Here is a 24,095-nt window from a genome sequence, read left to right on the forward strand (position 1 = left end):
AAATCACCTGTATCCGCATGGATCGTGACGCATCAACCAGGTCACAACGTCCGCATCCTGGGCGATTTCTCCTTTCACAAACGCACAGGGCACAATCGGAACCGGTCGTAACCGGAATCAGTGGAGTCATCGGCAGGCACGGTGAACCAAGTTCCCCGTATTGACCTCTACCTGACTGCTCAACTGCTCAGCGGACCTCCGCACCGGACCGACCACCCAGGAGTGACCGATGCCTCCTGCCCTGCGGCGCATCCGCCTCGCGGCTCTTCTCAGCCTCCTCACCGCCGGCACCACCGGCGTCCTCGCCGTCGCCTACGGCCAGGGCATCGGCGGGACCGGCCACGAGCCGAGCGAACGCGGGAGCACGGTCCGCGCCGGGCAGCCGGACACCGGCACCGTCCTCCAGCTCGTCGCCCACCCCGACGACGACCTGTTCTTCATGAACCCCGACCTGAGCCGCTCCCTCCTCGCCGGCGGCAAGCTGACCACCGCCTTCCTCACCTCCGGCGAGTCCGACGGGATCAACGCCCCCGCCAAGGCGACCAAGCCGCCCAAGCCGCCCAAGCCGCGCGCCGACAAGGGCGGCTACTCCGAGGCCCGCCAGAACGGCATCCGCGCCGCCTACGCCCTGATGGCCACCGGCGACCGCGCCAGCGCCTGGCACCGCACCGCGATACCCACCGCCGGCGGCGGACAGGCCGAGGTGGACGTCCTCGTCGCCAAGCCCGAGGTCAACCTGGTCTGGCTCCAGCTCCGCGAGGCCGGCCACATCTCCGCCTCCCGCCCCAACAGCCTGCACGGCCTGTGGGACGGCCGGATAACCGCCCTGCCCTCCCAGCTCGCGGCCGGCAGCCCGGTCCGACAGCCGTTCTCGTACACCCGCGAACAGGTCATCGCCACCATCGCCGGGGTCCTGGACCGCTACCGGCCGACGACCATACGCATGCAGGACCCCACCCCCGGCAAGCACCCCAGGCGCGGCACCCCGGACGACCACCAGGACCACATGTACGGGGCCCGGTTCGTCCAGGCCGCCACCGAGCGCTACGCCGGGTCGGCGGGGCGGCCGCACTTCACCGTGCAGAACTACCTCGGCTACCACAACAGCGCACTCCCCCGCGGCCTCGACCCCGTCACCGTACGCACCAAGGTCGACTACCTCCGGGCGTACGGCTGGGCCGACCACAAGAACGACTGCGGCAGCCCCGCCGGCTGCGGCGACCGCAAGGTCGGCAACCTCTCCACCCACCACGGCTACGCGCAGAGCCTGCGCTACACCCGGGCCGACACCACCGGCTGGCTGACCGAGGGCACCCCCGGCCGGCTGTGGGCCTTCGCCGCCCTCGACGGGCGGATGGCGTACTGGACCCGCAGCGGCACCGGCGCCCGCGCCACCTGGACCGGACCCACCCTGCTCCCCGGCACCGGCATCGACCCGGGGGCCGCCGCCACCCGGCTGCCGGACGGCCGGGTCGCCGTCTTCGGCACCCGCACCACCCTCGGGACCCGGGCCCAGGACTACCGCCGCGAGGTGGTGTACGCCATCCAGACCGCGCCCGACGGCCCGTTCGGCCCCTGGCGGTCCGCCGGCACCCCCGAGACCCGGGACTCCGACGGCACCTCGGCGATCAGCGGCCCGGCCCTCTCCGTGGACCGCGGCGGCCGGATCACCGTGTACCTCCGCGACTCCCGGCGCAGCCTGCGCGCCACCACCCGGCTCCCCTCCGGCCGCTTCGGCCCCTGGCGGCGCCTGGGCGGCAGCGACCTCCAGAGCGACCCGGTGACCGCCACCGACTCCGCAGGCCGCACCCACGTCTTCGCGACCACCGGCCGCACCGTCCTGGCCTGGACCCGACCCACCCCGGACGCCCCCCTCCAGGGCCCCCTCGCCACCGGCCTCCCGCCGACCACGGTCCCCCTCTCCGCGTCCCCCGAAGGCCGCGGCATCCGCCTCTACTTCCGCCGCCCCGACGCGGGCACCGTCCGCTCGGCCCTGATCACCCCGGCCCCCGGCCCGGCCCCGGCCTCCCGCACCGGCACCACCCGGATCACCCTCACCAGCCCGGCCACCCCCCACCCGGCGGCCCGCCCGGCGGTCTCCCCGCTCACCGACTCCGGCGGCCTCTCCGGCTACGGAGCCGTGAGCGCGGCCGGCGGCCTCCTGACCGGCCGCGCCGACCAGGGCACCGCCGCCACCACCGCCCTGACCGGCACCCCGACCTGGACCCAGTCCCCCCTCCTCTACGCGGGCGCCCCCGCCGCCCTCCACGAATCCACGGGCCCCACCACCACAGCCGCCCTGGGCCTGGACGCTCGCCTCCACACCACCACCACACCCCCCAAAACCACCCCCCACACCACCTGGCTCCCCACCCCCGACCTCTAGGGTCTGCCGCCGTCCGGGCAACGCCCGGGGAAGACGGCACGTCCGGCGCCGACGGTGACCACCTGACCGGAAGCCGGAGCCGGTGCTCCAGGAACCAGACTGCAGACCCGCTCCCCGAGTCCCCCGGCGATCCGCCGCTCCGCCGGTGGGACCCCGGCCAGGAGCGCCGGCCACGACACGACGCCCCAGTCCCGCAGTTCGGGAAGAAGCGACAACGGTCGAAGGCCCCCTCATCCAAGTGGTCACTCACCGCTCCGGCCTGTCCGGCCCCCGGAAACACGGAGAAACCCCGGGCCGGCGGTCGGAGACCGTCGGCCCGGGGTGCGGTGCGGTGGGGTGCGCCGGGGGTTACAGGACCGGGAGGTTCTTGCGGAGTTCGAAGGCGGTGACCTCCGAGCGGTATTCCTCCCACTCCTGCTTCTTGTTGCGGAGGAAGTCATGCCCGCCGCGGCCCACCAACCCAGCTCCGCTCTGGCCCCGCTCCGAGCAGCCTCCGAGCGGCTGTCATTGGTCGTCCGCGGTGGCCACCGGCCACCGCCCGACGGCCCAGCGACGGCCCAGAAGCGAGGGCTGGCAGTCCAGGACCTACTCGTTGGCACGTAGCTCCGCAGCACGGGCACCTACCAAACCCACGACCTCTTCGTCCCGCAGAACGTCCGGGCCGCTGCTCGATCTAGCGTGCTAGGTATGTGTGCAGGTCAGAGCGTCGGCCTGGAGGGGTTTCTGAAGTCGTTACTGGCATGCTTTTCTCCCCGGCTTCTCTCTGCGCACCGTTCACCACTTGCCGTCAGATCCTCGCGTGCGCGTCAAGGTCACTTCACCCCAACAGGAGTGTGACCACACACATCGTGATGCGGTCGCAGGGGCTCCTCTGAGGAGCGGTGGACTAGGAAGGCCAGTCAGGCCCTGCCCGGTCGTGCCTCTAGACCGCGATGAACAACTGTGGCAGCTGGGTGAGCTCCAAGACGGTGGCTCTGTATTGCTCAGTCGGGAGCATCGCAAGGAGCTTGGCCGTGATCTGGTCGACGGGTTCGGCTGGGGAGATCCCAAGCGTGGTCAACACCGTCTCGAAGATGCGCCGGTTCTCGTCAGAAATGTCGCCACTGTAGCTATTCCACTCCTTCCGGAGACGATCGGGCACAGCACCTTCGAAGTTCATGCCGTCGTGCTGGAACCGCCCCTTGGCGAACGTGCGCCATCCGTTGGGGATCACCTCGCCCAGGTGCAAGGTGTCGCCGACTTCCGGCTGGCCGTAAATCCGGTGGGCGGTCCCGTAGACGATGCGGGCCTGCACGTAGAAGTCAGCTGCTGGGTGCGCGTGCCGGCCGACGCCGGGCATCTGCACGGCTGAGCGACGGAGCTCGTCCTCGTGTTGCCAGACGACGTGCAGGTGCGCCGGGGCGTCTGCGCACTTGTCCGGGTGGTAGTTGACAATGCCCCAGGGCTCGCCGATGAGGGTGCCGCGATCGCTGATTAGCCGCGTTTCCTGGAGCTGGCGGAACACGGCCAAGGTGACCTGCTTCTTGCCGATGGTCAGGGCCTGCACCTGGATCGACGCGGTGGTGATCGTCGCGTTCTGGGGTGTGAGTTGCTTGCCTGTCACCGCTTCCCCTTATTAGTTCGGGCACCTTCGAGGCCGTGCTGGTGGTACTCGCCCTCGGCATCGTCGGCGAATGCGTTGGTGGCGTTGTGCTTGAGCTGCTTGAGGAAAACACCGATGTCGTCCCACAGGTCCATCCACCCATCGCTGGCGGGGTACCCAGCGTGAAGCATGGCCTCGACCTTGCGTCCGCATTCGCCTTTGTGGGCGACATACAGCGGGGACTGGCTGTGCGGCTGACTGCGGCTGGCGATGGTAGTGGCCCAGGTGACAATACCTGCACCGACGACCTGCTGGCGGCATGCGTCGCAGATGAAAGCCGGGCAGTTCATAGCTTCCGGGGGACCGGACCGGGCGACGTATTCGATCACGCTCTCTCCTGGCTGTTTCGGGTAGGGCTGTGTTGTGACGGTACGTCCGCCGGGACCTGTCCGTCCGTGAGTTAGATCAACACGGCATGAGGAGACGGGGAGGTGACGTAGGCGCAGGAGCAGGCGCAGGGGCCGTGGGATGGGAGCAGGCGGCTGTTGCTCATCACGCCTGCCAACTGCCCACGACGCGGTACGCGTCGCCCACTGATAGTTGCTGCAGGAGATCAGATAGGTCGTTTGAACCTGCGTGCACCTTCGGAGCTGCTGGCGTAGGGCAAGGAAGGACGAGACTGACACGAGCGTTCAGGCTGGCAGTTCAGCGTGCCTCTCAGCTGGGCCGTTTCTCCTTTGTAGGAGCCAACGGGGACCCCGGATCGTGCGCGTTGGGTACGCCCTCTAGGAAGCACAGTCCAACATCAGTAACCTCTCCACCACTGCCTGTGGGTGTCTGCTCACGTGGGGCAGCCCTGACCTATGGTCGTAGGGGAGGTGAGCCGCGTGGTCGTACGTGTCCGAGTTGAGCCGGCGTTGTTGCAGTGGGCAGTTGATCGTGCGGGCTGGTCGGTCGACACCATTGAGACTCGCGCGCCGCGATTCCACGAATGGCTTAGCGACGAAGTACGTCCTACGTTGAAGCAACTGGAGAGTTTCGCCAACGCCACGCATACGCCATTCGGCCTGCTATTTCTCTCCGAACCCCCGGAAGAGCCAATTCCTATCCCGGATATGCGCACCATGGGGAATCTTCAGATAGGGCGCCCCTCTGTCGATCTCCTGGACATGATCTACTCTTGCCAGTCACGACAAGAGTGGTATAGCGAATACGCCATGGCTCATGGATTTCCCGCGGTTCCATTCGTAGGGGAAGCGACCACCGCTAGCGCCCCCCAGGATGTCGCGGCCAAGATCCGTCAGATTCTCCATTTCGGGCTTCCCGAAAGGCGGGCATTCAATTCAAGTGAGGATGCCCAGAGGAAGCTAATCGACAGAATCGAAGCCGCTGGAGTCCTTGTGATGGTCAGCGGCATTGTCGGTTCTGATACGCACCGAAAATTGAAAGTGGAGGAATTTCGCGGTTTTGCGCTGGTGGACCCTGTGGCGCCACTGATTTTCGTTAATGGCTCGGACACCAAAGCGGCTCAATTGTTTACCATGGTCCACGAGTTCGCTCATGTCTGGCTCGGCAAAAGCGCTCTTTCCGATGCGGCAATGGCGCGACATAGTGATCACGATGAAGAGCTCTGGTGCAATCAGGTGGCCGCCGAGGTTCTAGTGCCGCTCGTGGCGATCCAATCCGACTATCGTGGTGTGCTGAACCGTACTGAACTAGACCGGTTGGCGCGCCTCTATCGGGTCTCTACCTTGGTCGTTTTGAAGCGTCTGCACGACGCGGGTTTTTTGCCCTGGGATGACTATCGAGAGAGGTACTCCGCAGAGCAATCCAGGATCATGGCAATCTTGACGGCGAAGAGAGCCGAAGGGGGCGGCGGAAATTACTACAATACTCAGCCTCTTCGTATCAGTCGCCAATTCGCTCGCGCAGTCATCGCCGATACGGTCGAAGGTAAGACTCCCTACAGGGAGGCCTATCAGCTGTTGGGAACGAAGAAGCATCAAACGTTCCAGAACTTGGTCGCGGAAATCGGAGCCGCTTGATGTACCTGGTTGACGCCAATGTCCTGATCGAGGCAAAAAATCGCTACTATGCGTTTGATATTGCGCCAGGTTTTTGGGCGTGGCTCGATCATGCACATAAAAACGCTCTCGCGTGCAGCATTGAGCCGGTTCGGGACGAGCTTATGGAGAAGGCTGACGAGCTCGCCGCATGGGCTGAAGCGCACCCGGATTTCTTTCGCCCTGTAGATAATGATGCAACGCAATATTTTGGCCCGTTGACCGTGTGGACGCAGTCGAGGCCGTTTACGGCGGCCGCAGCGCAGGAGTTTCTCACCAACACCGCGGACTTCTTCTTGGTGGCTTACGCGCGGGCGCATGGTCATACCCTCGTGACTTTGGAGCAACCGCGTCCTGAATCCCGGAAACGAGTGCTGATACCGGACGCGTGTAATGCGCTGGGTGTTGTTTATTCCAACACCTTTGGCATGCTGCGAAGCGCGCAGGCGCGCTTGGACCTCAGTCTCGGCACAGCGGCGTGATCAGAAGCTGCAGTCGGCAAGCGGACCGGGACATCAACGACGCACGGGCGACAATGCCTCACGAAGAGGCTTCACCCATCGCCTCAAGATGCGACGCGAAGCTTTTCGTCAAGCTCTCCAGCACCGCCTTTCCCTTCGCGCCTGTGGCTCGTGAGGGGAACCCGATGACTCCTGTGTCCGCGTACGCCTTCATGCCGATCGTGCGGCAGACCCATCCAGCTCCTGACCTCAGTGGACGGAACTCAAGCGCCAGCAATCGGGAGCCTCCTGATCAGAGGCTGGCCAGAAGGTGTGATCACCCGGCGAGGTCTTGGCGGCAGAAGGCCACCGCCGCGTCGTCGCCTACCTTGTAACGCGGCCATCGGCGGCCATGCGGATCGGTCGCTTCGACCGCCCGAACGGACGCGATCAATGCGGCCGGCCCCTCCCGGTGAAGCTGCGCAAAGACCTCTCCCCACGAGACTGCTTGGTACTCCGTCACGAGACGCGACACTCCGTCCGACATGACGGCTGCAGACATCACCTCTCCATGCCGCAAAGAGCCGGTGAGAGCGTGAGCGGCCGCGTCGGGCGCCGCCGCCGCAACCCAGTAGCCTGCTGGCGTATTGCGGATCTCGCGCTGGGCGGCCACGAGCTTCGCGACACTCGCACGGTGTGCGTCCGTGCCGGTCTCGTATCGCTCCGTCTCGGCCCGGAGGTCCTGGCACACCTCGTCTACCCGTAGGTCGGTCAGCGTCGTGAATCCGTTAGTCCGCTCGATCACGATTGGGGAGTCGGCCAGCACAAGGTGATCAAAACCTTCGGGACCTTCGCGGAGGATCGCAACGGTGGCGGACGGGGTGCCCGGATTCTTTAGGTCACAGCCTCCGTGAAGACTGGCAACTCGCTCCAGGGCCACGGCCAGCGCGTCAGGCAGGGACCTGGCCGGGTCTCCGAGAGCGGCCATCACCTGTCCGCCCAGGTTGGCGACGTACCAAGGCACACCGTGCACGCAACCCGTATCCAACCCTGCGGTGCTTAGGCCGTCCAGGACGACGGCCACCGTGGGTGCCCCCGCCACCCAGTCCTCGTTGGGAGCCTGTCCCCCGGGCTGTGTCGCAACGCTGACGTGCATGTCATCCCTCGTGTCGGTAGAGCGGGGTGACCCTCTTACTATCCAGGACCTCAAGGGTCTTGGGGTCGTATCGGCAGGAGATCAGGGTCGAGAAGCGCCGGGTTCGGACCTCCTTGTAAAGCTCAGGGAGGTTGTTCTCCAAGAAGTGGACGACCCCGTTGGCACCAATCGCGTGGATGCCAGCGGCATAGAGGAAGGTGCCTCGGCCATCGAGTCGGGGAAGGCGCGCCAGGTAGCCGAAGTCGCCAGCGCTGCCTTCCTCGTCCAGCGGTGACCTGAACCGTTCTTCGGTCTTCAGGTCCACGAGGTGCCAAGCCCGGTCCTTCTCGAAGCGCAGGTAGTCATCCCCTTCCAGCACCTGGGCGATGATCGGGGAGAGGCGAGGACCACACACCACCACGTGGTTGTCACGGTTCAGATTGACCATGCCGCTCGGCGGAATCACCTCGTAGTTCGCGTCGAGCTTGAGCGTCGACAGCAGCTTCCGCAGCCGGTCGAAGTTCTGAAGATCTTCCCGGACAACAACCTCACTCCGGTTCTCATCCTCGGACTTTCCAGCCTCGTACTTGCCGCCGAGTGAAATGGTCATGAGATCGGTCCCGAAGAACGCCCTTTCTGGAGGCGGGCCCTGCGCGGCCAGCTGCCCGATCCGGCCGCGGCTGACGCCCAGTCGCGTAGCAATCTCCGACTGAGTCATGCCGGATGCGGCCGCTTCTTCGATCGCCTCGCGTCGGACACGCGAGAGCTCGACCAGGCGTCCTTGGTAATCGCCGATCAGATCGCTCGCTGCCTTGGCTCGCTCCACAGGCTCCTTCACCTGCGCAACTTGCCGCATCTCCTCGTGCACTCCAGCCTCCACGCTTAGGGGGTCTAGCAACCATAGCGCGAGGGGGGCTTGACGGCCACGGCGAGAGTCCCTAACTTGTTCCACAGAGCGAGGGATAGCCCCCCTAGGCGATTGTTTGCGTGGGAGGCTAGCACTACTCTGAGCTGCATCTATTCGCTCCGACGTGGGTCCCGTGTTCTCGGGAGGCCTCTGACCTACCGCGCTCCGTCGGGCACAGCGAGTTGTTGTTTGAGAACTGAAGATCTGCCACGTCTCGCTGGTGACGACCCCGGAGGTGATTCGGGAGGTGACAGCGATTGAGTCGGTGGGCCCGCTAGGACGGGCTCAGGGCGAGCAGGGCAGGTCAGAACGGCATGGAGGGGCCGGAACCCTCCGAACACGCAGCTGAGGTGGTTACACCGGCCGGGCGAGCGAGACCATTCCGTACCCGCAAGGGCAGACGGGCGCGACGACCCTAGGCACCAGCTGCGTGATGGGGATTACGCCGCCTCTCCCCGGCCAAGTAGGCGGCGCACGTGTCAGGGGTCGCCGCGTGCGTACAGCGTCATCGAGCCGCCGCCCTCTCGGAGGGCGGCCGGCTGCCTCCTCCGTCCGTCTGGCGCTCTATGGCGTCGTACGGGCGGGGTCGCGGGGAGCCGAGCACGTGTGCTCCACCTCAACGAAGCGCAGCCCCCGACGCGCCAACGCCGGGGGCTGCTGTTCGGTCCCGTTCCTCCCCTAGAAGGAGCAAGACCCATGAAGTCCATCGCTGCACTTCACGACGTTGTTACCCCGTGGTCTGATGGCTTGGCGCCGTCGGCTGCGGAGCTGGACGCGATCGAGATCGAGCTGCCGCTGATCCTGGCGGACGTCGACCTCCTCGACGCCCGGATCGCCGTTCTGGACCGGGCGCCGTCAGACCTGGACGTCCAGCGGATCCGCCGGGCCCGCCGCCGGGTCCTGGCGGCCCGTCGGGACCTCGCCAACCGAGCGGCCGGCAGCATGCTGTCGGGGGATGCGGCATGAACGCCCGTCTCGAAGCGGACCACGTCGATCTGCTGAACGCGATCGTGGAAGCCCTGAACCTGCCGCTGCCCTCGATCGCCGACACCGACGAGCAGCTCTACTTCAAGCTGCTGGAACGCCGTACGGTCAGCGTGCGGATCGTCCTCGAATCGAACCGCGCCGTCAGCCGGAACCCCCGCTGGGCGGCGGACGCGATCCGGATCCGGACCGCCGAGGAACCCGTCACCTACACCCCGTTCAAGTCTGCGAAGGACGGGGGTGAGCGGTGAACGGCCGCCCGCTGACCGGTGCCCAGAGGGTCGTCCTCGGCCTCGCCTTCGTCCCGATGCTCGCCACCGGCGTGGCCGGAGGGTATGGCACCTACTCCAACATCAAGGGCGCCTACAACTCCGGGACCGCGCTCGGCGCGGTCGCCGCGGGCGAAGGCGCAACAGCGGTCCTGGCCCTGGTCCTGCTGGGGCTGACCATGCTGGGCCAGTCCTCCCCGGCCGTGGTCCGTGCCGGCTTGTGGGCCCTGCCTGCCACCGCGTCGGTCATGTCCGCCGTCGCCGCGCCGGACGGGCCCCGCACGGTCATCTACGCGATCACCCCGCTGGGCATGTCGGTCGCCGCCGAGGGCATGGCCTTCCTGGCCCGCCGGATCGTCGTCCACGTCGACGGACGGGACGCCGAGGCCGAAGCGCGGGCAGCGGCGGTAGTCCAGGCCCTGGCCTACCACCGTGCCCGGGCCGCCAACCACCCGGACAAGGCGGTCCGCAAGCGTTCGGACCGGAAGTCGTGGCGGCTGGCCCGCAAGGTCGGCACCGCGGACGTCACCCTCGGGGCCCGCCTCCTGGACGTCCAGCGGGAGCGGATCACCACCGGTGCGGACGTCGCCCTGGGCGACATGTTCGCGATCACCGTCACACCCCCCACCGTGCCCGTCACGGCAGGGCGTGACGCCGTCACGGCCCCCGTGACTCCCGCCCTCCCTCCGGCGCCGGAACCGGGTGCCGGGGAGGGGGCCGTCACGGGTGGGTGTGACGGGGAAGACACGCAGGTCAACGGCCTGCCTACAGGGCCCGGCGGGGAGGGCGTCACGCCCCCCGTCACACCTGCCGTGACGCCCGTGACGCTCGACCAGATCGCGGCTATCGCCGGAGTGCCCACGCCGCTCGTCGGCGAGCCGCTCACGGACGAACAGATCGTGGTCGTCCTGCGGTTCCTGCGCTACTCCACCGATCCGCCGCTGTCCTACCGACAGACCGCCACCGGCTTCCGGGAGGCCGGATTCACTGGAGGTGAAGGCCGCGTCCGGGGTGCCTGGGCCGTCCTCATGGCTCAGGAAGAGAGCCCCCGATGAGCACCCTGCCCGTCTACCGCTGGCGCCTCGCCCCGGACGGGCTGGCCACCCGCCGCCAGCTCCGCACCGCCGGCCTGCGCCCCGGCGGTCAGGACGTCGTCGCCCAGGTGGAGCGTCCCCGCCGGCGGCGGGGTCCGCTGGTTGCCTACCTCTACCGGGTCGACCTGGCGAAGCCCGTGCGGCCGATGACCGCCGGCCGGTGGGCGGCCCTGGCCCTGGCCGATGCCGCCCGGCGCCGCTGCCCGGTCTGCCAGCAGCACCTCCCGTACGTGATCCCGACCTCGCGCGGCATGTGCAACGCCTGCCACGACGTCCCCTAACAGCTCGCCGCTTGATCCCGCCCCTGATCCCCGGAAGGAGGGGACCGCCATGTCCGGAATCGACTGGGACGAGGAGTTCAGCCGCATGAACTCCCCGGACCCGGCCAAGCCCAGCACGTCGTCGAAGTTCTCGACCAAGCTCGGCGGGATCCGCCACAACACCGCCATCCTCGCCGCGGGCGGGACCGTCGCCGTCCTCGCGGTGTGCGGCACGGTCGTGGCCGTCACCAGCATGCAGAACGAGCAGGCCGCCCAGGACCGCGCCCGGGCCGAGCAGCAGGCCGCGAACACCCTGGTCCAGGTAGAAGCCGACAAGCAGCGGGCCCAGACCGCGGAAGCCGCGGCGAAGACCCTGTACGAGCGGGAGATGGCCGTCTACCTGGAGTGCATGAAGGGCCGCGCGGCCGCCGTGGCGAAGGCGTCCTCGTACGAGGTCTCCCGGATCCCCGCATGCGCGGCCCCCACGCTCGGCAATCCGGCGGCCGGCCGGGTGCCGGAGGCGTCCACGGGGGCGGCTGGTGCTCTGACGTCCAGCCCGTGGCTGTGGGTGGCGCTGGTCGGCGGCGGCGGCCTGATCGCCTACAAGAAGCTGTCCGCGCCTTCCGGTTCCGGCTCTACCTCTGCTGCGGTCACGCCCGCGAACAACAAGGGATTCGCCTTCGAGAAGGGTGCATGAAATGACTCTGCAATTCTTCGCCCTAGCCCTGTTCTGCTGGGCCCTGTTCTTCACGTTCAAGAAGACCAAGGGAAAGCAGCAGGCGATCTGCATCATGCTGATCGTCGCCGGGATCTTCCTCCCCTACACGCCGTTCAGCGAGGAGATCCGGGGCACGCTCGAAACGGTCTTCAACACCGCGAACGACACCGTCAACGACATCGGCACATCACGCTGAGCGACCGTCCGCGTCGGTTACAGGTTACCGGTTACAGGCTCCAGAACCCCGGTTACAGCCCCCAGGGCCTCCGAACCGGCACTCACAGGGGCTGTAACCGGTAACCGGTAACCACCCACGACTACACAGTGTCACGAACGGAGGTTCGTGGAACTCCTCCTGCTCCTCGCCATCACCTATCTCTTCGGTGTCGACAACACCCACGGCAAGTACGAGCAGGCGGGAATCAAGAAACCCCCGCCGAAAACGAAATCCACTTGGGAGCCGAAAAAGGCTCCGGACGCCTTCAGGAACGGCTCCTACAATGCGGCGGCGAAAGCCCATTACGGGCTCCTCGCGGGCGCTCATTGGGCGGGCGGTCTGCGTGACGGATGGCGCTCCGCCTACCTGAAGAAGCCGGGCGCCAAGCCTTCCGGCCCGGCTTCCGCAACACCTCCTGCCGGGCCTGCGGCGGGGGCCACGGTGCCGCCGAAGCCCACGGCACCGCCCAAGCCCACCTCTCCGCCGTCCGCTCCTCAGCCGGAGCCGGTCTTCGCTCCGCCGACTCCGCCGCCGACCCCGGCCGCGGGCCCGTTCCCGCCTCCGCCCCGGCCGGGCGCCCCGCCGCCGGCCGACCCCGAATTCCCCGCACCGGCACCCGGTCCGGGGACGACCATCCCGCCGGCCGGGACGGTTCCGCCGCCCCCGGTCGTCAAGCTTCCCGAGCAGATCAGGAAGGACCCCGCGATGCAGCCCAACCCGCCCACCCCGCACGCCGCGACGGTCGACGCCAACGGCGTCCACGTCACCACCGCTACGGGGAAGTCCCGCACCTACAGCGGCGGCGAGGTCATGACATTGACCCAGGTCATCGACCTCGCCGAAGGCGCCGCCACCCTGTGCCAGTCCAGCACCGAGAAGTGCCAGGAACTCATCGACGAGTCCACCCAGCTCGGCTCGGACCTGGACGAGCTGATCGCCGAGATCACCGCGAAGGCTGTCGGGGCGGGCCTGATCGGCAAGTGCGAGGCCCTCAAGGAACAGGTCGGCCTGCAATTCTTCGCCGCGAAGAAGCTCCACGACCAGATCCAGGGCGGCGAGGAGGCGTGCCGGACCGCGTCCGCGAACGCCGAAGTCCGGCACGGCCAGATCTTCCGGGCCGTCGCCGACTCCCCCCTGACCCGGCCGGCCGAACGCGACTTCTACAACGCCCGATAGGAGAGTTCCTGATGTCTGTCACCGAGTCCATCAAGGACGCCGTCACCTACGCCGCCCTGTGCGCCAAGCTCGCCCACCTCACCCACCAGGTCCGCGTACACGCCGAGACCGTCACCGAGCTGGCCGCCAACGTGGACGAGACCGCGGAGCAGATGCTGGATGCCTCCGAGACGATGAAGGCCCTGGCCGTCGACTCCGCCACCACCGCCGAGTTCGCCGAAGCCGCCCAGGTCATGTCCGGTGCCAAGGACGCGGCCGGCGAGTACAGCTCCGCCGCCGACAGCGCTGCCGCGGCCGCCGACGACGCCCTGGCCACCGTCCAGAGCGATCACGGGGGCATCGCCGATGCGGTGGGTACCTCCCCGGTGGAGATGGCCGAAGCCGACTTCTACATCCAGCGGTAAGGGAGCCGGGCCATGGGGCCGACCCGCGCCAACTTCATCCAGTATGCCCCCGCCGCCCTCACCGTGGGAGCGTTCATCGTCGGCCCCTGGTCCGCCCTGGCCGCCGCGGCGGCCGGGGCGGGCGCCTGGGCCATCCACACCACCACCCCCGTCCTGCGGTCCCTGATCGCCTGCGGGATCACCGCCACCGGATGCGGCATCACCGCCCACCAGCTCCTCGCCTCCGGCATGGACCCGCTGTTCGCCCTCGGACTCGCCGTCCCGGCCGGTGCGGCAGCACTGGCCCACCAGCGCAACACCTCCGGCCACCTCCCGGCGGCGGAGCTCACTGCGCCGGGTCCGGTGGCGCCCAGTTCGCAGGCACAGGTGATCACCGCGTGGTGGCAGGAGTTCATCTCCGGCCCCACCCACACCGAGGGCCGCAAGCTCATCCAGGCCGGCGCCCAGCTCGCCCAGCTCGCCCTGGACATCGGCGACCATCACCTGTCGTTTACCGGGATCATCACCCTGCCCCAAGGCCAGCAGGTCCGGGTCAAGGCCGCGGACATCGCCTCCGTCTACCAGATCCCGGTCTCCCACGTGGAGATGGGCGATCCCAAGCACTACGCGCCGAACGCCCTGCCCATCACCGTGCACCTCGCCAAACCGGCCGCAGCCCCGCAGATCCAGGTCGGCGGGGCGCCCACGACACCGGAAGAGCTGTGGGCCGCCCACGTCGCCGTCCCGGACGGGGCGATGCCCGGCACCACCCTGTCCCTGACCCGCTACAACGGGCCCCTGGACTGGGAAGGCATCGCCACCCGGGACCGGAAGGCCATCGGCACCGTCAACCTCCAAGACCTCGCCGGGAACCTGGACCTGGAGACCATCCAGATCGCCCTGGCCCCCGGTGACAAGCCCTCACAGATGGGGGTGCGCGTGATGAAGGAGCACGCGCTGATGCACGGCACCATGCTCTCCACCGTGGTGGACGAGCTGGCCATGGACTCCCGCGGCTACGTCCGTCTCGGCACCTACATCGACGCGTGCGCCGCGCTGGTCCCCCTCGCCCAACCGGGTTCCGGAGCCCGCCACCTCTACCTGGTGGGAGGCTCCCGCTCGGGCAAGTCCGGAGTGCTGGAACAGCTGCTGCTGTCCGCACACAAGTCCCGGATCGCGGTGGTCCTGGCCTCTCCGCAGGCCGGCACGATCGCCGGGGCCAGCCTGGCCGCCTACTGCGGGGACGGCCTGGACGAAGCAATGGGCGCGCTCCGGCTGGCCTACGCGCTGATGCTCGACCGGGAAGCCCGCTACCGCTCCCCGGCCTTCCCGTTCACCGACCCGCTGATCCTGACCGTCATCGACGAAGCCCACATGCTGCTCGCGGTGTCCTCCCCGTATCACGCGGAGGCCAAAGCGATCGTGGAGCAGATGACCCGCCGGTCCCTCAAGCGGGGCATCGGCGTGGTCCTGGCCACCCAGACACCGCTGGCCGAAGACCTCGGCAACTCCACCATCATCCGCTCCCAGCTCCTCATCGGCGGCGGCGCGGTCTTCCTGCGCTGTGCTCGCGGTCAGGGCTCGCTGGTCGGCGCGAACGCGGTGGAAGGGGCGGAGGGCATCGACCTGTCGATGATCCCCCCGCAGTGGCCCGGCCAGTACGCCAAGGTCGCCGACCGGGACATGAGCGGCCTGGACACCGAAGCCGTCGCCAGCCCCGAGGACGGCACCTTCGGCCTCGGCTACCTCCTCACCCCCGGCTCGCAAGCCGTCCAGTTCCGCTCTCTCTACCTGGACGTCCCGCCCACCTCCCTCGCCGCCGGCACGCCTGTGGTCGCGGTGGAGGACTGCCAGGCCTGGCAGCACCGGGAGCTGATCGCACAGACACCGGTGGTCGACCAGCGCGGCAAGAACCTGATCGGCAGCCTCACCGACCTCCTCACCAAGGCCCAGCAGCAACCGTCCGCACCGGCTCAGCCGCGGGCGCAGGCCGGCCCCGCCGGGGCGGGGCCCTCCGACGAACAGGAGCAGATCAAGCCTCGAATCCTCGCACTTCTGCGGGAGGAGTCCCTCCCCATGACCGCCGAGACCATCGCCCGAAAGCTCGGCACGACCGCGAAGCACATCAAGCCGCGGCTGTCCGAGCTGAAGCGGCGGGACGAGATCACCAACGAGAACGGACTGTGGCAGGCCGCATGAACACGCCCACCCAGACCCACTTCACGCCCATCGACTCCGCCCTCTACGCCAAGGCATTCCGCCTCCTCGACCCCGCCCCGGAACCGTCCACCTCCAAGGCTCCCAAGGTTGGGGTGGCGGTCCCCACCTCTGCCGCTGTGGCCCCGGCCGGGCACCGGGCCGGGCCGGTCGAGAAGACCCTCACCGACGCCCTCGCCTTCCTCGACACCCACGGATGGGCCAAACACCGCCTCATCCACCCCGAAGGCGCCCGCTGCTCGATCGGCGCCCTCAGGGGCGTATCCGGTGGCCGCGACGCCGCCTACCGCGACGCCGGGAACCTTCTCCTGGACGAAGCCCGCCGCCAGCACGGCAAGCAGTGGGAGTCCATCCCCGCATGGAACGACTCCCACACCGGAGCGCAGGTCCGCGCCGTGTGGGAAGCCGCTATCCACCGCGCACACCACATGAACGTCTGACCCGCCTGGAGGCGCCTGTGTCGTTCCACTTCACCGACCCGAGACGGGACAACGACCGCTCGTTCTCCTTCACTGGCCCGGACCCGGCCGACGTCGAAGAGCAGCTGCAAGCGATCACCGAGATGGCGCAGGAAATCCTCCGCCTTGTCGCCGAGGTTCGCCGACAGATCAGCAGCTGACCAACCAGCCCACACGCGCACGAAGGCGGCCCCGGCTCGGCTGAGTCGGAGTCGCCCTCGCCGCAAGGCCCCCGGGACTACTAACCAACTCCTGAAAGGCCCGCCCGTGTACCGCCACTTCTGGTCTGAGCGCCTCTCCGACGCCGCAGCCCTCATTGCCGGCAAGCGCACGATCCGCTGCCTCTACTCGGGGTGCGGCGTCAGCATCCGCTACCGCGACGTCACCCCCGCCGAAGCCGCACGCCTGATCAGCCTCGCCACCGACCACACCCGCCACTGAACTGAAGGAGAACCGTGGACTTCCACGACGCCCACACCCCCTACCTGTCCGCCGTCGCCGACGCCCTCATCGACGCCGGGATCGCGGTCCCCGAGTGGTCCGCCGAACCTGACGACCCGCGTACCGGAATTCTCACCATCGCCTTCCAAACCTCCCCATACCTCGGACACGGCACGGCCCTGATCTGGAACGAGCAGCAGGGTTGGCACCTCGTCTGGGGCCCCTCCGGCGCCGACGACGGCTACCGCTACTCCGCCGCCCTCGGCACCACGGTCCTGCCCACCCCCGCAGACCTCGCCGCCGAAGCAGCCGAGGCCGCCGACCACTGGCCGACTACCGCGTCGGCTGGCTACTACCGGACCTTCGAAGACCTGGACGACGGCTTCGAAGCGCTCCTGCGCGCCTACGCACGCTAGCTACCGCTCCAGCACACCAAGCACGAAATGAGGGCGGCCCCGCTCTCACGCCAATGATCCGGGGCCGCCCTCTATCCCTCCCGAATACGACTCCGCAGAGCGCCAGAAGAGGTCACCAGCATGACCCAACCCACCCCGCTTGTGCGACAGCGCGGACCGGTGCCGGCTACCGGCCCTTGCGGTGGGTCCGCCAGTGGGCGGCGAGCCACACCTCATGCTCTGGCCGCAGTCGTGCTGCCGGGATCCTGCCGTGGAGTTCCGCGTAGGCGGGGTAGCTCAGAAGCTCCTCGTCGACGTCGATGCTGCCGGTGGCCGGGTCGACGGCGATCTGACCGCGGTCGAACAGGCTGTGGATGTCGTTGCGCAGCAGCAGGCCGCCCCAGTCGTGGTGCTCGCTCTCCTCGGCGTAGCTGTAGAGGTGGGCGGCTTGGAGGGCTGCTGCGGGGGCCGGGCCGGTGAACGCACACACCTGGCCGTGGTCCTTCAGCAGCTGCTTGCGGAACGCGGGCTGCCCCTGCCGGGTCCGGACGCTCGCCATCCTGTGCCCGCCGGCAATAGGCCTGCGCACGCCCTCTCCGCCGGGCTCCCCACCCAATTCGAGGTCTTCGAATGCGACTCCCTCGATGGCCAGGAGTGCATCCCGCAGCTTCTCCCACCTGGCCGGGCGCATGCTCAGCTGGGAGCGCGGTGAATCGCACATGGCCCGCAGCTCGGCACCGCTGAGCAGGCCGCGGCCGTCCATCCACTCTTCGCCGTGCCGTGACCGGTACGTGGTGACTTCCCTGGTCTTGCTGCCCGGCTCCTCGAACTGAGCGCCGCACTTGTTGCACAGGCAGGTGGGATTCAGCCGCTTGCGGCGCTTGAAGTCGGCCTTCTTGCAGACAGGGCAGAAGTAGAGGGTCTTCACCGCGGTCCCGGTCTCGATCGCCGAGATCACGCCGAGGCCCAGCAGCTGCTTCTTGTCCCACAGGGCGATCACGTCGCCCACCTTCAGGTTTGCGTGGTTGGGGACGGTGTCGTCCCAGCTGTAGTGCTGCGAGGGGTCGTCGTCGTACCCGTCGTTCCCCCCGTGCTGCCGCTCCTCGCCTACCGCCAGCACCAGCCACGCCGTCGTCACAACGCCCCCCTCACGCCCGCACGAACGCGGGGGCAGCCGCCTCTCTCGCAAAGACCGCGGCCACCCCCGCCCAGCCCAATCCCATCGAACTGGAGGAATCCAGCATGACCTACCCCACCGACAACACGCGAGGCCCCGGCCGCAGGCCGCGCTTACTGGACGCGTTCTGCTGCCAGGGTGGCGCCGGCATGGGCTACCACCGCGCGGGATTCGATGTCACCGGCGTCGACAAGGACGCCCAGCCCCGCTATCCCCTCGGCTTCCACCAGGCCGAGGCCGTCACCTTCCTCCTCGCCTTCGGTGGCGGCTTCGACTTCGTCCACGCCTCCCCGCCCTGCCAGCACGACTCGGTCTGCCAGCGCCTCCAGGGGAACACCCACCCCGACCTCATCGCCCCCACCCGTGACGCCCTCAACGCCACCGGCCGCCCCTGGATCATGGAGAACGTCCGAGGAGCCGCCCACAAGATGCACCAGCCGGTGGTGCTGTGCGGGGCGATGTTCGGGCTCCGGACCTACCGGCACCGGTACTTCGAGACCGGCGGCGGCTTCACCCTCCCCCAGCCCCCGCACCCGCCCCACACGGTCCCGCAGGCCAAGATGGGCCGCCCCGTCCCGCCCGACCACTACGGGCAGTTCGTCGGGAACTTCTCCGGCGTCGGCCTCGCCCGCACCGTGATGGGCGTGCCGTGGATGAACCGGGACGGGATCCGTGAGTGCATCCCCCCGGCCTACACCCAGTGGATCGGGGCGCAGTCGCTCGCCCACGTGCGTGGCGTCGTTGCGGGGGTGGCCGCGTGAGGGCCGCGGCAGTGCCTTTGCGTCGGTGGAACGGGCTGCGGGTCTTGGACCTGTGCTGTGGTGCCGGCGGCCTCGCGATGGGCTACCACCAGGCCGGGTTCCAGGTCACGGGCGTCGACCTCCACCCGATGCCGAACTACCCCTTCGCCTTCCACCAGGCCGACGCCCTGGCCTACCTGGGGCGGATCATCGACTCCGGCGAGGTCGGCGAGTACGACCTCATCCACGCCTCCTGGCCGTGCCAGAACAAGGCCCGGGTCACCGCCTGGCGCGGCAGCCGCGAGGAGCATCCCGACCTGATCACCCCCGGCAAGGAGCTGATGCAGGCTTCCGGTCGGCCGTGGGTCATCGAGAACGTCCCCGAGGCCGCCTGGGATGGCACCCTGCGCGCCGACTACCTGCTGTGCGGGACGCAGTTCGGCCTCAACATCCGCCGGCACCGGGTCTTCGAGACCTCCTGGCACGGCGGCGGGGACCTCCTCCCGCCCTGCTGGCACCACAAGGGGCTGCTGCCCTTCCAGCACAAGGGCGAGCGCGCCTACGCCGACGCCATGGGCTGCACCTGGATGAGCAAGACCGAAGCCCGCCAAGCCGTACCCCCCGCGTACAGCCAGTGGATCGCCACCCAGTTCCTCACCCACCAGACGGAGGCCGCCGCGTGAACCCCACCCTGCTGACCGCAGCACTGGCCGCCGCCGTCCGCGGCTGGCCCGTCTTCCCCCTCCACCCCAACACCAAGAAGCCCGCCCTCCACCGCCAGGACCGGTGCTCCGGCACGGCCCCCTGCACCGACGGGCACCTGAAGTGGGAGCAGCGGGCCACCACCGACCCGGCCGTGATCGCGCGCTGCTGGAGCCACAAGCCGTACAACATCGGGTTGGCCACCGGCCCCGCCGGTCTGGTCGTGGTCGACCTGGACGTGCCCAAGGACACGGACGATGGGGACGCGCCTGGCGGCGCGGAGACCTTTGCGGCGCTCTGCGAGCGCGCCGGGCAGCCCGTCCCGGCCACCTACCGCACCCGGACCCCCTCCGGCGGGGCCCACCTGTACTTCACCGCCCCGCCCGGGATCCGGCTGGGGAACACGGCAGGCAAGCTGGGGCCCCGGATCGACACCCGGGCGGGCGGCGGGTACATCGTCGCCCCCGGCAGCACCACCCCGGCGGGCCGCTACGAAGTCACCGACCCGGCCCCGGTCCTGGCCCTGCCCGTGTGGCTGCTCGCCCTGCTCCAGCCGCCCGCCCCGGTCCGGACCGGCCCGCTGGCGGCCCCGGCGGTCAGCGGCAGCCGTGCGGCCCGCGCGGCGCTGGCCGCCGAGTGCGACACGGTGCGCCAGGCCCCGGCCCAGCAGGCGAACAACACCCTCAACCGATCCGCGTTCAAGGTGGGGCGCTTCGTGGTCTGGGGCGACCTGACCCGCGAGGAAGTGGAGGAGGCCTTCCAAGCGGCAGGGGAGGAGCGCGGACTCACCGCTGCCGAGTGCCGCTCCACCATCCGCAGCGCCCTGAACAGCTCCGCCCGCACGATCCGCACCCGGGATGCGGCATGAGCACCCGACCCCATCCCCCCTTGGAAGGCCCCACCCCCGCTCCTTCCGGGACCGGCCCCGCCGAACCGACCTCGGCCCGGGACGGCAGTAGCGCGCTGAGGGTCGGCGCCGAAGGCGTCCCTTCATCGGTTCTCCCTGACCCGCACGCCGACGGACCGCGGTTTCTCGCCCTGCTCAACATCAGCGCCCCCGGCCGGGGAGCCACCCCCTCCGCCCGGTCCTGGTGCGCCTGCGGACGCGACCTCTTCGCCGCCGGCCAGCACCGCGCCCTCGCCCTGATCGCCGACCACGACCGGCACCGTGCCGCCTGCCCCGCAGTGAACCCCGACCGGGAAGGGAGGGCCGTCGCATGACCACCCCCGAGGAACTGCCGGCCCCGACCCACCCCATGGCAGTCGCCCGCCGAGTCCTGCCCGACTGGCAGAACGACGCCGGGCAGCTGCTCTACCGGCGCTGGCGGGCATCGTGGATGCGCTGGACCGGCACGTGCTGGCGGGAGCTGGACGAAGCCCAGATCCGCAAGGCCATGTACGAGCGGCTGGAGCACGCCATCTACCGGGCGCCGACCAAGGAAGGAGAGAGCGAGGAACGCGACTGGGCACCCACCAAGCAGAAGATCGGCAACCTCCTCGACGCACTCGGTTCGATCACCCTGCTGCCCACCGACGCCGACGCCCCCGCCTGGCTTCACGACACCGACACCGACTCCAGCGAGCCGGCCGACGACCCGATCGTGGCGTGCGAGAACGGACTCCTGCGGATCCGGGACCGGGCCCTGCTGCCCCACACCCCGCGGTTCTTCAACCTCGTGTCCGTCCCCTTCGCCTACGACCCCACCGCCAGCGCACCCACCTGGGAGAACTTCCTCGCCCAGATCTGGCCCGACGACCCCGCAGCCGTCGCCGCACTCCAGGAATGGTTCGGCTACGTCCTCTCCGGCCGGACCGACCTCCAGAAGATCCTCCTGATGGTGGGGCCCTCCCGCTCCGGGAAAGGCACCATCGCCCGGGTCCTGAAAGCGCTGGTCGGCAAGGACAACATGGCCGGGCCGACCCTGGCCGGACTCGGCACGAACTTCGGGCTCGCCCCCCTCGTGGGCAAGTCACTGGCGATCATCTCCGACGCCCGCCTGTCCGGGAACGACAACAGCCAGGTAGTGGAACGGCTGCTGACCATCTCCGGCGACGACACCATCGACGTGGACCGGAAGTACCGGCAGCAGTGGACCGGCCGCCTGCCCTCCCGCCTGGTGATCCTCTCCAACGAGCTCCCGCACTTCGGGGACTCCTCCGGCGTCATCGCCAACCGGTTCATCCTGCTCAGCATGCGAGTGTCCTGGCTCGGCAAAGAGGACCCCACCCTCACCGACCGGCTCACCGCCGAGATGCCCGGCATCCTCAACTGGGCCCTGGACGGGCTTGCCCGGCTCCAGCGCACCAACCGGATCACCGAACCCGCCTCCAGCCGCGACGCGGTCACCACCATGCGCGACACCGCCTCCCCCACCAGCGCCTTCGTCCGCGAACGCTGCTTCACCGGACCCACATGCAGCGTCCCCGTGGACGACCTCTGGGCCATCTGGAAGGAGTGGGCCGAAGACAACGGCGTACGCGCCGGGACCAAGCAGGTCTTCGGCCGCAACCTCCTCTCCGTCATCCCCCAACTCAACCGCACCCGCCCCCGCGACCACATCGGCCGACAGGTCCTCACCTACAACGGCATCACGCTCAACCAGTCCGGCCCACATCTGTGAAAGTCGCGACTCAGCGCGTCTCAAGGCACTCAGACCGACTCTGAGAGGCGCTGAGTAGCGACTCAACGCAATGTGCTCTCAACGCACTATGCCCCCAGCGAGTAAGCGGGGGTCCTTCACTCCCTGACGATCCGCTGGAGGAGCACGTGCCTGCCCACAGTGACCCCCGCGCCATCCTGCGCGGCGGACTCCCCGACCGCTACCTCACCCCCGAGGACATCTCCGAACTCCTCGGCGTGCCAGTGGAGACCCTGTATCAGTGGCGCAAGAAGCGGATCGGACCGCCCGGATTCCGCGTGGGCAAACACACCCGCTACGACCCCGCCGACGTCTACGAATGGATCGCCGAGCAGAAACGCAGCGACATCAGCCAAGCCGCCTGAACCACCACACCACCGCCGAGGGCGGGCCCACCACCCGGGCCCGCCCTCTCCACTTTCCCAAGAAGGGCCATCACGTGGCAGGCCACATCCAAGACCGCTGGTACAAGACCGAGAAGGGTCCGGACGGCAAGTCCCGCCGGGTGAAGAGCGACCGGTACGGAACCGGGATGCGCTATCGCGCCCGGTTCATCGGGCCGGACGGCACGGAGAAGTCGAAGAGCTTCCTCGACAAGCAGAAGCGGCTGGCTGAGAAGTGGCTCGCACATATCGAGGCGGATATGTCCCGCGGGCAGTACATCGACCCCGCCGCCGGCCGCATCACGTTCCGGGAGTACGGAGAGAAATGGCTCTCGTCTCTGACCACGGACGTCACCACGCGGTCGTCTGTGGAGGTGCAGATCCGCAAGCACGCATTCCCGCATCTCGGAACGCGGCCGCTCGACTCGTTCCGCCCGGAGCACATCCGCGATTGGCTCAGCGAGTTGGAGCGGACCCTGCCGGTCTCGTCGTACCGGCGCGTCATCTTCGCGAGCGTGTCCGCCGTGCTCGCCGCCGCCGTAGATGACGAGCTGCTGGCCAAGAATCCGTGCAAGGCCCGTACAGTCCGGGCGCCCGCTCCAGCCGCTCCGCGGGTCCGGCCGTGGACGTCCAAGCGGCTCTTCGCGGTACGGGCGGCCCTGCCAAAGCGGTACAGGGCGATGGCGGATGCCGGCGGAGGACTGGGGCTTCGTCAGGGCGAGATCTTCGGTCTGCCGGACGACCCCGAGGACTTCCGTGGTGATTGGCTCCGGGTAGCCAATCAAGTGAAGGTGGCGAACGGCCACCTCGTCTTCGGGCCGCCCAAGCGGGAGAAGGAACGGGACGTGCCGCTCCCCCGCCGCATCGCTCAAGTGCTGCGGGAGCACCGCGAGGAGTTTCCTCCGGTCGACGTGACGCTTCCCTGGTTGAAGCCGGGCGGGCCTCTCGTCACCAAGCGGCTGCTGTTCTCCCTCCCGGGCGGTGGTGCGGTGCGGCGGACCGACTTCAACACGCGGGTGTGGAAGTTCGCCCTCGTACAGGCCGGCGTCATTCCGGAGCCGCGGCCGGGCGAGCGTCACCAGGCCGCGCGGGAGCATGGGATGCACGCGCTTCGGCACTTCTACGCGTCCGTCCTGCTGGACTCCGGGGAGAACATCAAGGCGCTGAGCACCTACCTCGGGCACGGCGACCCCGGCTTCACGCTCCGGGTCTACACCCACCTGATGCCGAGCAGCCACGAGCGGACGCTGAAGGCCGTGGACGATGTCTACGGGGCCGCTGATCCGGCGGCAGACGGCCCACAGACGGCCCAGGAGGGGTGAGACGGGT

Annotated in this window: 28 protein-coding genes and 1 pseudogene; 23 read left to right on the top strand and 6 right to left on the bottom strand. The window is 68.7% G+C overall.

Features of this window, described 5'->3' with window-relative positions; genetic code table 11:
• Positions 1-229 precede the first annotated feature (229 nt).
• Positions 230-2,386, top strand: coding sequence for a PIG-L family deacetylase (locus ACZ50K_RS02190; RefSeq protein ID WP_468896362.1), 2,157 nt, complete (start codon positions 230-232; stop codon positions 2,384-2,386).
• A gap of 348 nt (positions 2,387-2,734) precedes the next feature.
• Here the strand turns inward: ACZ50K_RS02190 and ACZ50K_RS02195 are convergent.
• The 3 genes and pseudogenes from ACZ50K_RS02195 to ACZ50K_RS02205 form a co-directional block, all read right to left on the bottom strand.
• A pseudogene (locus ACZ50K_RS02195) lies at positions 2,735-2,824 on the bottom strand (glutamine synthetase); the annotation flags it as partial.
• A 484-nt stretch (positions 2,825-3,308) separates the two neighbouring features.
• On the bottom strand, positions 3,309-3,989 hold the full coding sequence (locus ACZ50K_RS02200) for a hypothetical protein (protein WP_468896365.1): 681 nt from the start codon (positions 3,987-3,989) through the stop codon (positions 3,309-3,311).
• A complete protein-coding gene (locus ACZ50K_RS02205; RefSeq protein ID WP_468896368.1) occupies positions 3,986-4,357 on the bottom strand; it encodes a hypothetical protein in 372 nt (123 codons plus the stop codon). Before ACZ50K_RS02205 ends, ACZ50K_RS02200 begins: the two co-directional genes overlap by 4 nt.
• A gap of 489 nt (positions 4,358-4,846) precedes the next feature.
• Here ACZ50K_RS02205 and ACZ50K_RS02210 point away from each other — a divergent pair, with 489 nt between their 5' ends.
• Both ACZ50K_RS02210 and ACZ50K_RS02215 read left to right on the top strand, forming a co-directional pair.
• Positions 4,847-6,013 carry an ImmA/IrrE family metallo-endopeptidase gene (locus ACZ50K_RS02210; protein ID WP_468896371.1) on the top strand — a complete coding sequence of 389 codons (1,167 nt, stop codon included), beginning with the start codon at positions 4,847-4,849 and terminating at the stop codon, positions 6,011-6,013.
• The gene (locus tag ACZ50K_RS02215) at positions 6,013-6,513 is read left to right on the top strand and encodes a DUF4411 family protein (RefSeq protein WP_468896374.1); all 501 of its coding nucleotides are present in this window, start codon (positions 6,013-6,015) and stop codon (positions 6,511-6,513) included. The genes ACZ50K_RS02210 and ACZ50K_RS02215 overlap by 1 nt, the downstream gene beginning before the upstream one ends.
• Positions 6,514-6,808: 295 nt before the next feature.
• Here the strand turns inward: ACZ50K_RS02215 and ACZ50K_RS02220 are convergent, their stop codons facing one another.
• Positions 6,809-7,555, bottom strand: a complete 747-nt coding sequence (locus ACZ50K_RS02220) for a hypothetical protein (protein ID WP_468896376.1) — start codon at positions 7,553-7,555, stop codon at positions 6,809-6,811.
• 73 nt (positions 7,556-7,628) lie between these two features.
• Positions 7,629-8,474: a sigma-70 family RNA polymerase sigma factor gene (locus tag ACZ50K_RS02225; protein WP_468896378.1), complete on the bottom strand. Its 846-nt coding sequence runs from the start codon at positions 8,472-8,474 to the stop codon at positions 7,629-7,631.
• Positions 8,475-9,209: 735 nt separating this feature from the next.
• Here ACZ50K_RS02225 and ACZ50K_RS02230 point away from each other — a divergent pair.
• The 13 genes from ACZ50K_RS02230 to ACZ50K_RS02290 all read left to right on the top strand — a co-directional run bounded on the left by ACZ50K_RS02230 (position 9,210) and on the right by ACZ50K_RS02290 (position 17,146).
• A complete protein-coding gene (locus tag ACZ50K_RS02230; RefSeq protein WP_468896381.1) occupies positions 9,210-9,479 on the top strand; it encodes a DUF6284 family protein in 270 nt (89 codons plus the stop codon).
• Positions 9,476-9,748: a hypothetical protein gene (locus ACZ50K_RS02235; RefSeq protein WP_468896384.1), complete on the top strand. Its 273-nt coding sequence runs from the start codon at positions 9,476-9,478 to the stop codon at positions 9,746-9,748. The genes ACZ50K_RS02230 and ACZ50K_RS02235 overlap by 4 nt, the downstream gene beginning before the upstream one ends.
• Positions 9,749-9,804: 56 nt before the next feature.
• Positions 9,805-10,821 (top strand): hypothetical protein, encoded by a 1,017-nt coding sequence (locus ACZ50K_RS02240; RefSeq protein WP_468897173.1) that lies wholly within the window; start codon positions 9,805-9,807, stop codon positions 10,819-10,821.
• Entirely contained in the window at positions 10,818-11,141 is a 324-nt protein-coding gene (locus ACZ50K_RS02245; protein WP_468896387.1) for an RRQRL motif-containing zinc-binding protein, read from the top strand. Before ACZ50K_RS02240 ends, ACZ50K_RS02245 begins: the two co-directional genes overlap by 4 nt.
• Before the next feature lie 49 nt (positions 11,142-11,190).
• Positions 11,191-11,817 (top strand): hypothetical protein, encoded by a 627-nt coding sequence (locus tag ACZ50K_RS02250; protein ID WP_468896390.1) that lies wholly within the window; start codon positions 11,191-11,193, stop codon positions 11,815-11,817.
• 1 nt (position 11,818) lies between these two features.
• Entirely contained in the window at positions 11,819-12,034 is a 216-nt protein-coding gene (locus ACZ50K_RS02255) for a hypothetical protein (RefSeq protein ID WP_468896393.1), read from the top strand.
• A 726-nt stretch (positions 12,035-12,760) separates the two neighbouring features.
• Positions 12,761-13,231 carry a hypothetical protein gene (locus ACZ50K_RS02260; protein ID WP_468896395.1) on the top strand — a complete coding sequence of 157 codons (471 nt, stop codon included), beginning with the start codon at positions 12,761-12,763 and terminating at the stop codon, positions 13,229-13,231.
• Between the two features lie 11 nt (positions 13,232-13,242).
• Entirely contained in the window at positions 13,243-13,635 is a 393-nt protein-coding gene (locus tag ACZ50K_RS02265) for a hypothetical protein (RefSeq protein WP_468896398.1), read from the top strand.
• A 12-nt stretch (positions 13,636-13,647) separates the two neighbouring features.
• On the top strand, positions 13,648-15,813 hold the full coding sequence (locus tag ACZ50K_RS02270; RefSeq protein WP_468896400.1) for a hypothetical protein: 2,166 nt from the start codon (positions 13,648-13,650) through the stop codon (positions 15,811-15,813).
• Complete coding sequence (locus ACZ50K_RS02275) at positions 15,810-16,271, top strand: DUF6197 family protein (protein WP_468896403.1); 462 nt, start codon at positions 15,810-15,812, stop codon at positions 16,269-16,271. Before ACZ50K_RS02270 ends, ACZ50K_RS02275 begins: the two co-directional genes overlap by 4 nt.
• A gap of 17 nt (positions 16,272-16,288) precedes the next feature.
• Complete coding sequence (locus ACZ50K_RS02280) at positions 16,289-16,450, top strand: hypothetical protein (protein ID WP_468896405.1); 162 nt, start codon at positions 16,289-16,291, stop codon at positions 16,448-16,450.
• A gap of 106 nt (positions 16,451-16,556) precedes the next feature.
• Complete coding sequence (locus ACZ50K_RS02285) at positions 16,557-16,730, top strand: hypothetical protein (RefSeq protein WP_468896407.1); 174 nt, start codon at positions 16,557-16,559, stop codon at positions 16,728-16,730.
• A 14-nt stretch (positions 16,731-16,744) separates the two neighbouring features.
• Positions 16,745-17,146 carry a DUF6292 family protein gene (locus tag ACZ50K_RS02290; protein ID WP_468896409.1) on the top strand — a complete coding sequence of 134 codons (402 nt, stop codon included), beginning with the start codon at positions 16,745-16,747 and terminating at the stop codon, positions 17,144-17,146.
• A 166-nt stretch (positions 17,147-17,312) separates the two neighbouring features.
• On the opposite strand, the gene ACZ50K_RS02295 is transcribed toward ACZ50K_RS02290, so the two are convergent.
• A complete protein-coding gene (locus tag ACZ50K_RS02295) occupies positions 17,313-18,263 on the bottom strand; it encodes an HNH endonuclease (RefSeq protein ID WP_468896412.1) in 951 nt (316 codons plus the stop codon).
• A 104-nt stretch (positions 18,264-18,367) separates the two neighbouring features.
• On the opposite strand from ACZ50K_RS02295, the gene ACZ50K_RS02300 reads away from it, so the two are divergent.
• From ACZ50K_RS02300 to ACZ50K_RS02330, 7 genes are all read left to right on the top strand, one after another.
• Entirely contained in the window at positions 18,368-19,063 is a 696-nt protein-coding gene (locus ACZ50K_RS02300) for a DNA cytosine methyltransferase (protein ID WP_468896415.1), read from the top strand.
• A gap of 77 nt (positions 19,064-19,140) precedes the next feature.
• The gene (locus tag ACZ50K_RS02305; protein WP_468897175.1) at positions 19,141-19,725 is read left to right on the top strand and encodes a DNA cytosine methyltransferase; all 585 of its coding nucleotides are present in this window, start codon (positions 19,141-19,143) and stop codon (positions 19,723-19,725) included.
• Entirely contained in the window at positions 19,722-20,612 is an 891-nt protein-coding gene (locus ACZ50K_RS02310) for a bifunctional DNA primase/polymerase (protein ID WP_468896418.1), read from the top strand. Before ACZ50K_RS02305 ends, ACZ50K_RS02310 begins: the two co-directional genes overlap by 4 nt.
• Positions 20,609-20,965 (top strand): hypothetical protein, encoded by a 357-nt coding sequence (locus ACZ50K_RS02315; RefSeq protein ID WP_468896420.1) that lies wholly within the window; start codon positions 20,609-20,611, stop codon positions 20,963-20,965. The genes ACZ50K_RS02310 and ACZ50K_RS02315 overlap by 4 nt, the downstream gene beginning before the upstream one ends.
• On the top strand, positions 20,962-22,365 hold the full coding sequence (locus ACZ50K_RS02320) for a DNA primase family protein (RefSeq protein WP_468896422.1): 1,404 nt from the start codon (positions 20,962-20,964) through the stop codon (positions 22,363-22,365). Before ACZ50K_RS02315 ends, ACZ50K_RS02320 begins: the two co-directional genes overlap by 4 nt.
• A 146-nt stretch (positions 22,366-22,511) precedes the next feature.
• Entirely contained in the window at positions 22,512-22,748 is a 237-nt protein-coding gene (locus tag ACZ50K_RS02325; RefSeq protein WP_468896425.1) for a helix-turn-helix transcriptional regulator, read from the top strand.
• A 74-nt stretch (positions 22,749-22,822) separates the two neighbouring features.
• The gene (locus ACZ50K_RS02330; protein ID WP_468896428.1) at positions 22,823-24,088 is read left to right on the top strand and encodes a tyrosine-type recombinase/integrase; all 1,266 of its coding nucleotides are present in this window, start codon (positions 22,823-22,825) and stop codon (positions 24,086-24,088) included.
• The last annotated feature ends 7 nt before the right edge of the window (positions 24,089-24,095 follow it).

It is taken from the genome of Streptomyces sp. NPDC033845, assembly GCF_055576225.1.

Excerpts from the sequence above, each read along its gene's own strand:
- ACZ50K_RS02215 (WP_468896374.1), top strand. The coding sequence starts at position 6,013 with ATGTACCTGGTTGACGCCAATGTCCTGATCGAGGCAAAAAATCGCTAC.
- ACZ50K_RS02245 (WP_468896387.1), top strand. The coding sequence starts at position 10,818 with ATGAGCACCCTGCCCGTCTACCGCTGGCGCCTCGCCCCGGACGGGCTG.
- ACZ50K_RS02250 (WP_468896390.1), top strand. The coding sequence starts at position 11,191 with ATGTCCGGAATCGACTGGGACGAGGAGTTCAGCCGCATGAACTCCCCG.
- ACZ50K_RS02300 (WP_468896415.1), top strand. The coding sequence starts at position 18,368 with ATGACCTACCCCACCGACAACACGCGAGGCCCCGGCCGCAGGCCGCGC.
- ACZ50K_RS02190 (WP_468896362.1), top strand. The coding sequence starts at position 230 with ATGCCTCCTGCCCTGCGGCGCATCCGCCTCGCGGCTCTTCTCAGCCTC.
- ACZ50K_RS02235 (WP_468896384.1), top strand. The coding sequence starts at position 9,476 with ATGAACGCCCGTCTCGAAGCGGACCACGTCGATCTGCTGAACGCGATC.
- ACZ50K_RS02255 (WP_468896393.1), top strand. The coding sequence starts at position 11,819 with ATGACTCTGCAATTCTTCGCCCTAGCCCTGTTCTGCTGGGCCCTGTTC.
- ACZ50K_RS02265 (WP_468896398.1), top strand. The coding sequence starts at position 13,243 with ATGTCTGTCACCGAGTCCATCAAGGACGCCGTCACCTACGCCGCCCTG.
- ACZ50K_RS02305 (WP_468897175.1), top strand. The coding sequence starts at position 19,141 with ATGGGCTACCACCAGGCCGGGTTCCAGGTCACGGGCGTCGACCTCCAC.
- ACZ50K_RS02315 (WP_468896420.1), top strand. The coding sequence starts at position 20,609 with ATGAGCACCCGACCCCATCCCCCCTTGGAAGGCCCCACCCCCGCTCCT.
- ACZ50K_RS02230 (WP_468896381.1), top strand. The coding sequence starts at position 9,210 with ATGAAGTCCATCGCTGCACTTCACGACGTTGTTACCCCGTGGTCTGAT.
- ACZ50K_RS02260 (WP_468896395.1), top strand. The coding sequence starts at position 12,761 with ATGCAGCCCAACCCGCCCACCCCGCACGCCGCGACGGTCGACGCCAAC.
- ACZ50K_RS02320 (WP_468896422.1), top strand. The coding sequence starts at position 20,962 with ATGACCACCCCCGAGGAACTGCCGGCCCCGACCCACCCCATGGCAGTC.
- ACZ50K_RS02275 (WP_468896403.1), top strand. The coding sequence starts at position 15,810 with ATGAACACGCCCACCCAGACCCACTTCACGCCCATCGACTCCGCCCTC.
- ACZ50K_RS02270 (WP_468896400.1), top strand. The coding sequence starts at position 13,648 with ATGGGGCCGACCCGCGCCAACTTCATCCAGTATGCCCCCGCCGCCCTC.
- ACZ50K_RS02240 (WP_468897173.1), top strand. The coding sequence starts at position 9,805 with ATGCTCGCCACCGGCGTGGCCGGAGGGTATGGCACCTACTCCAACATC.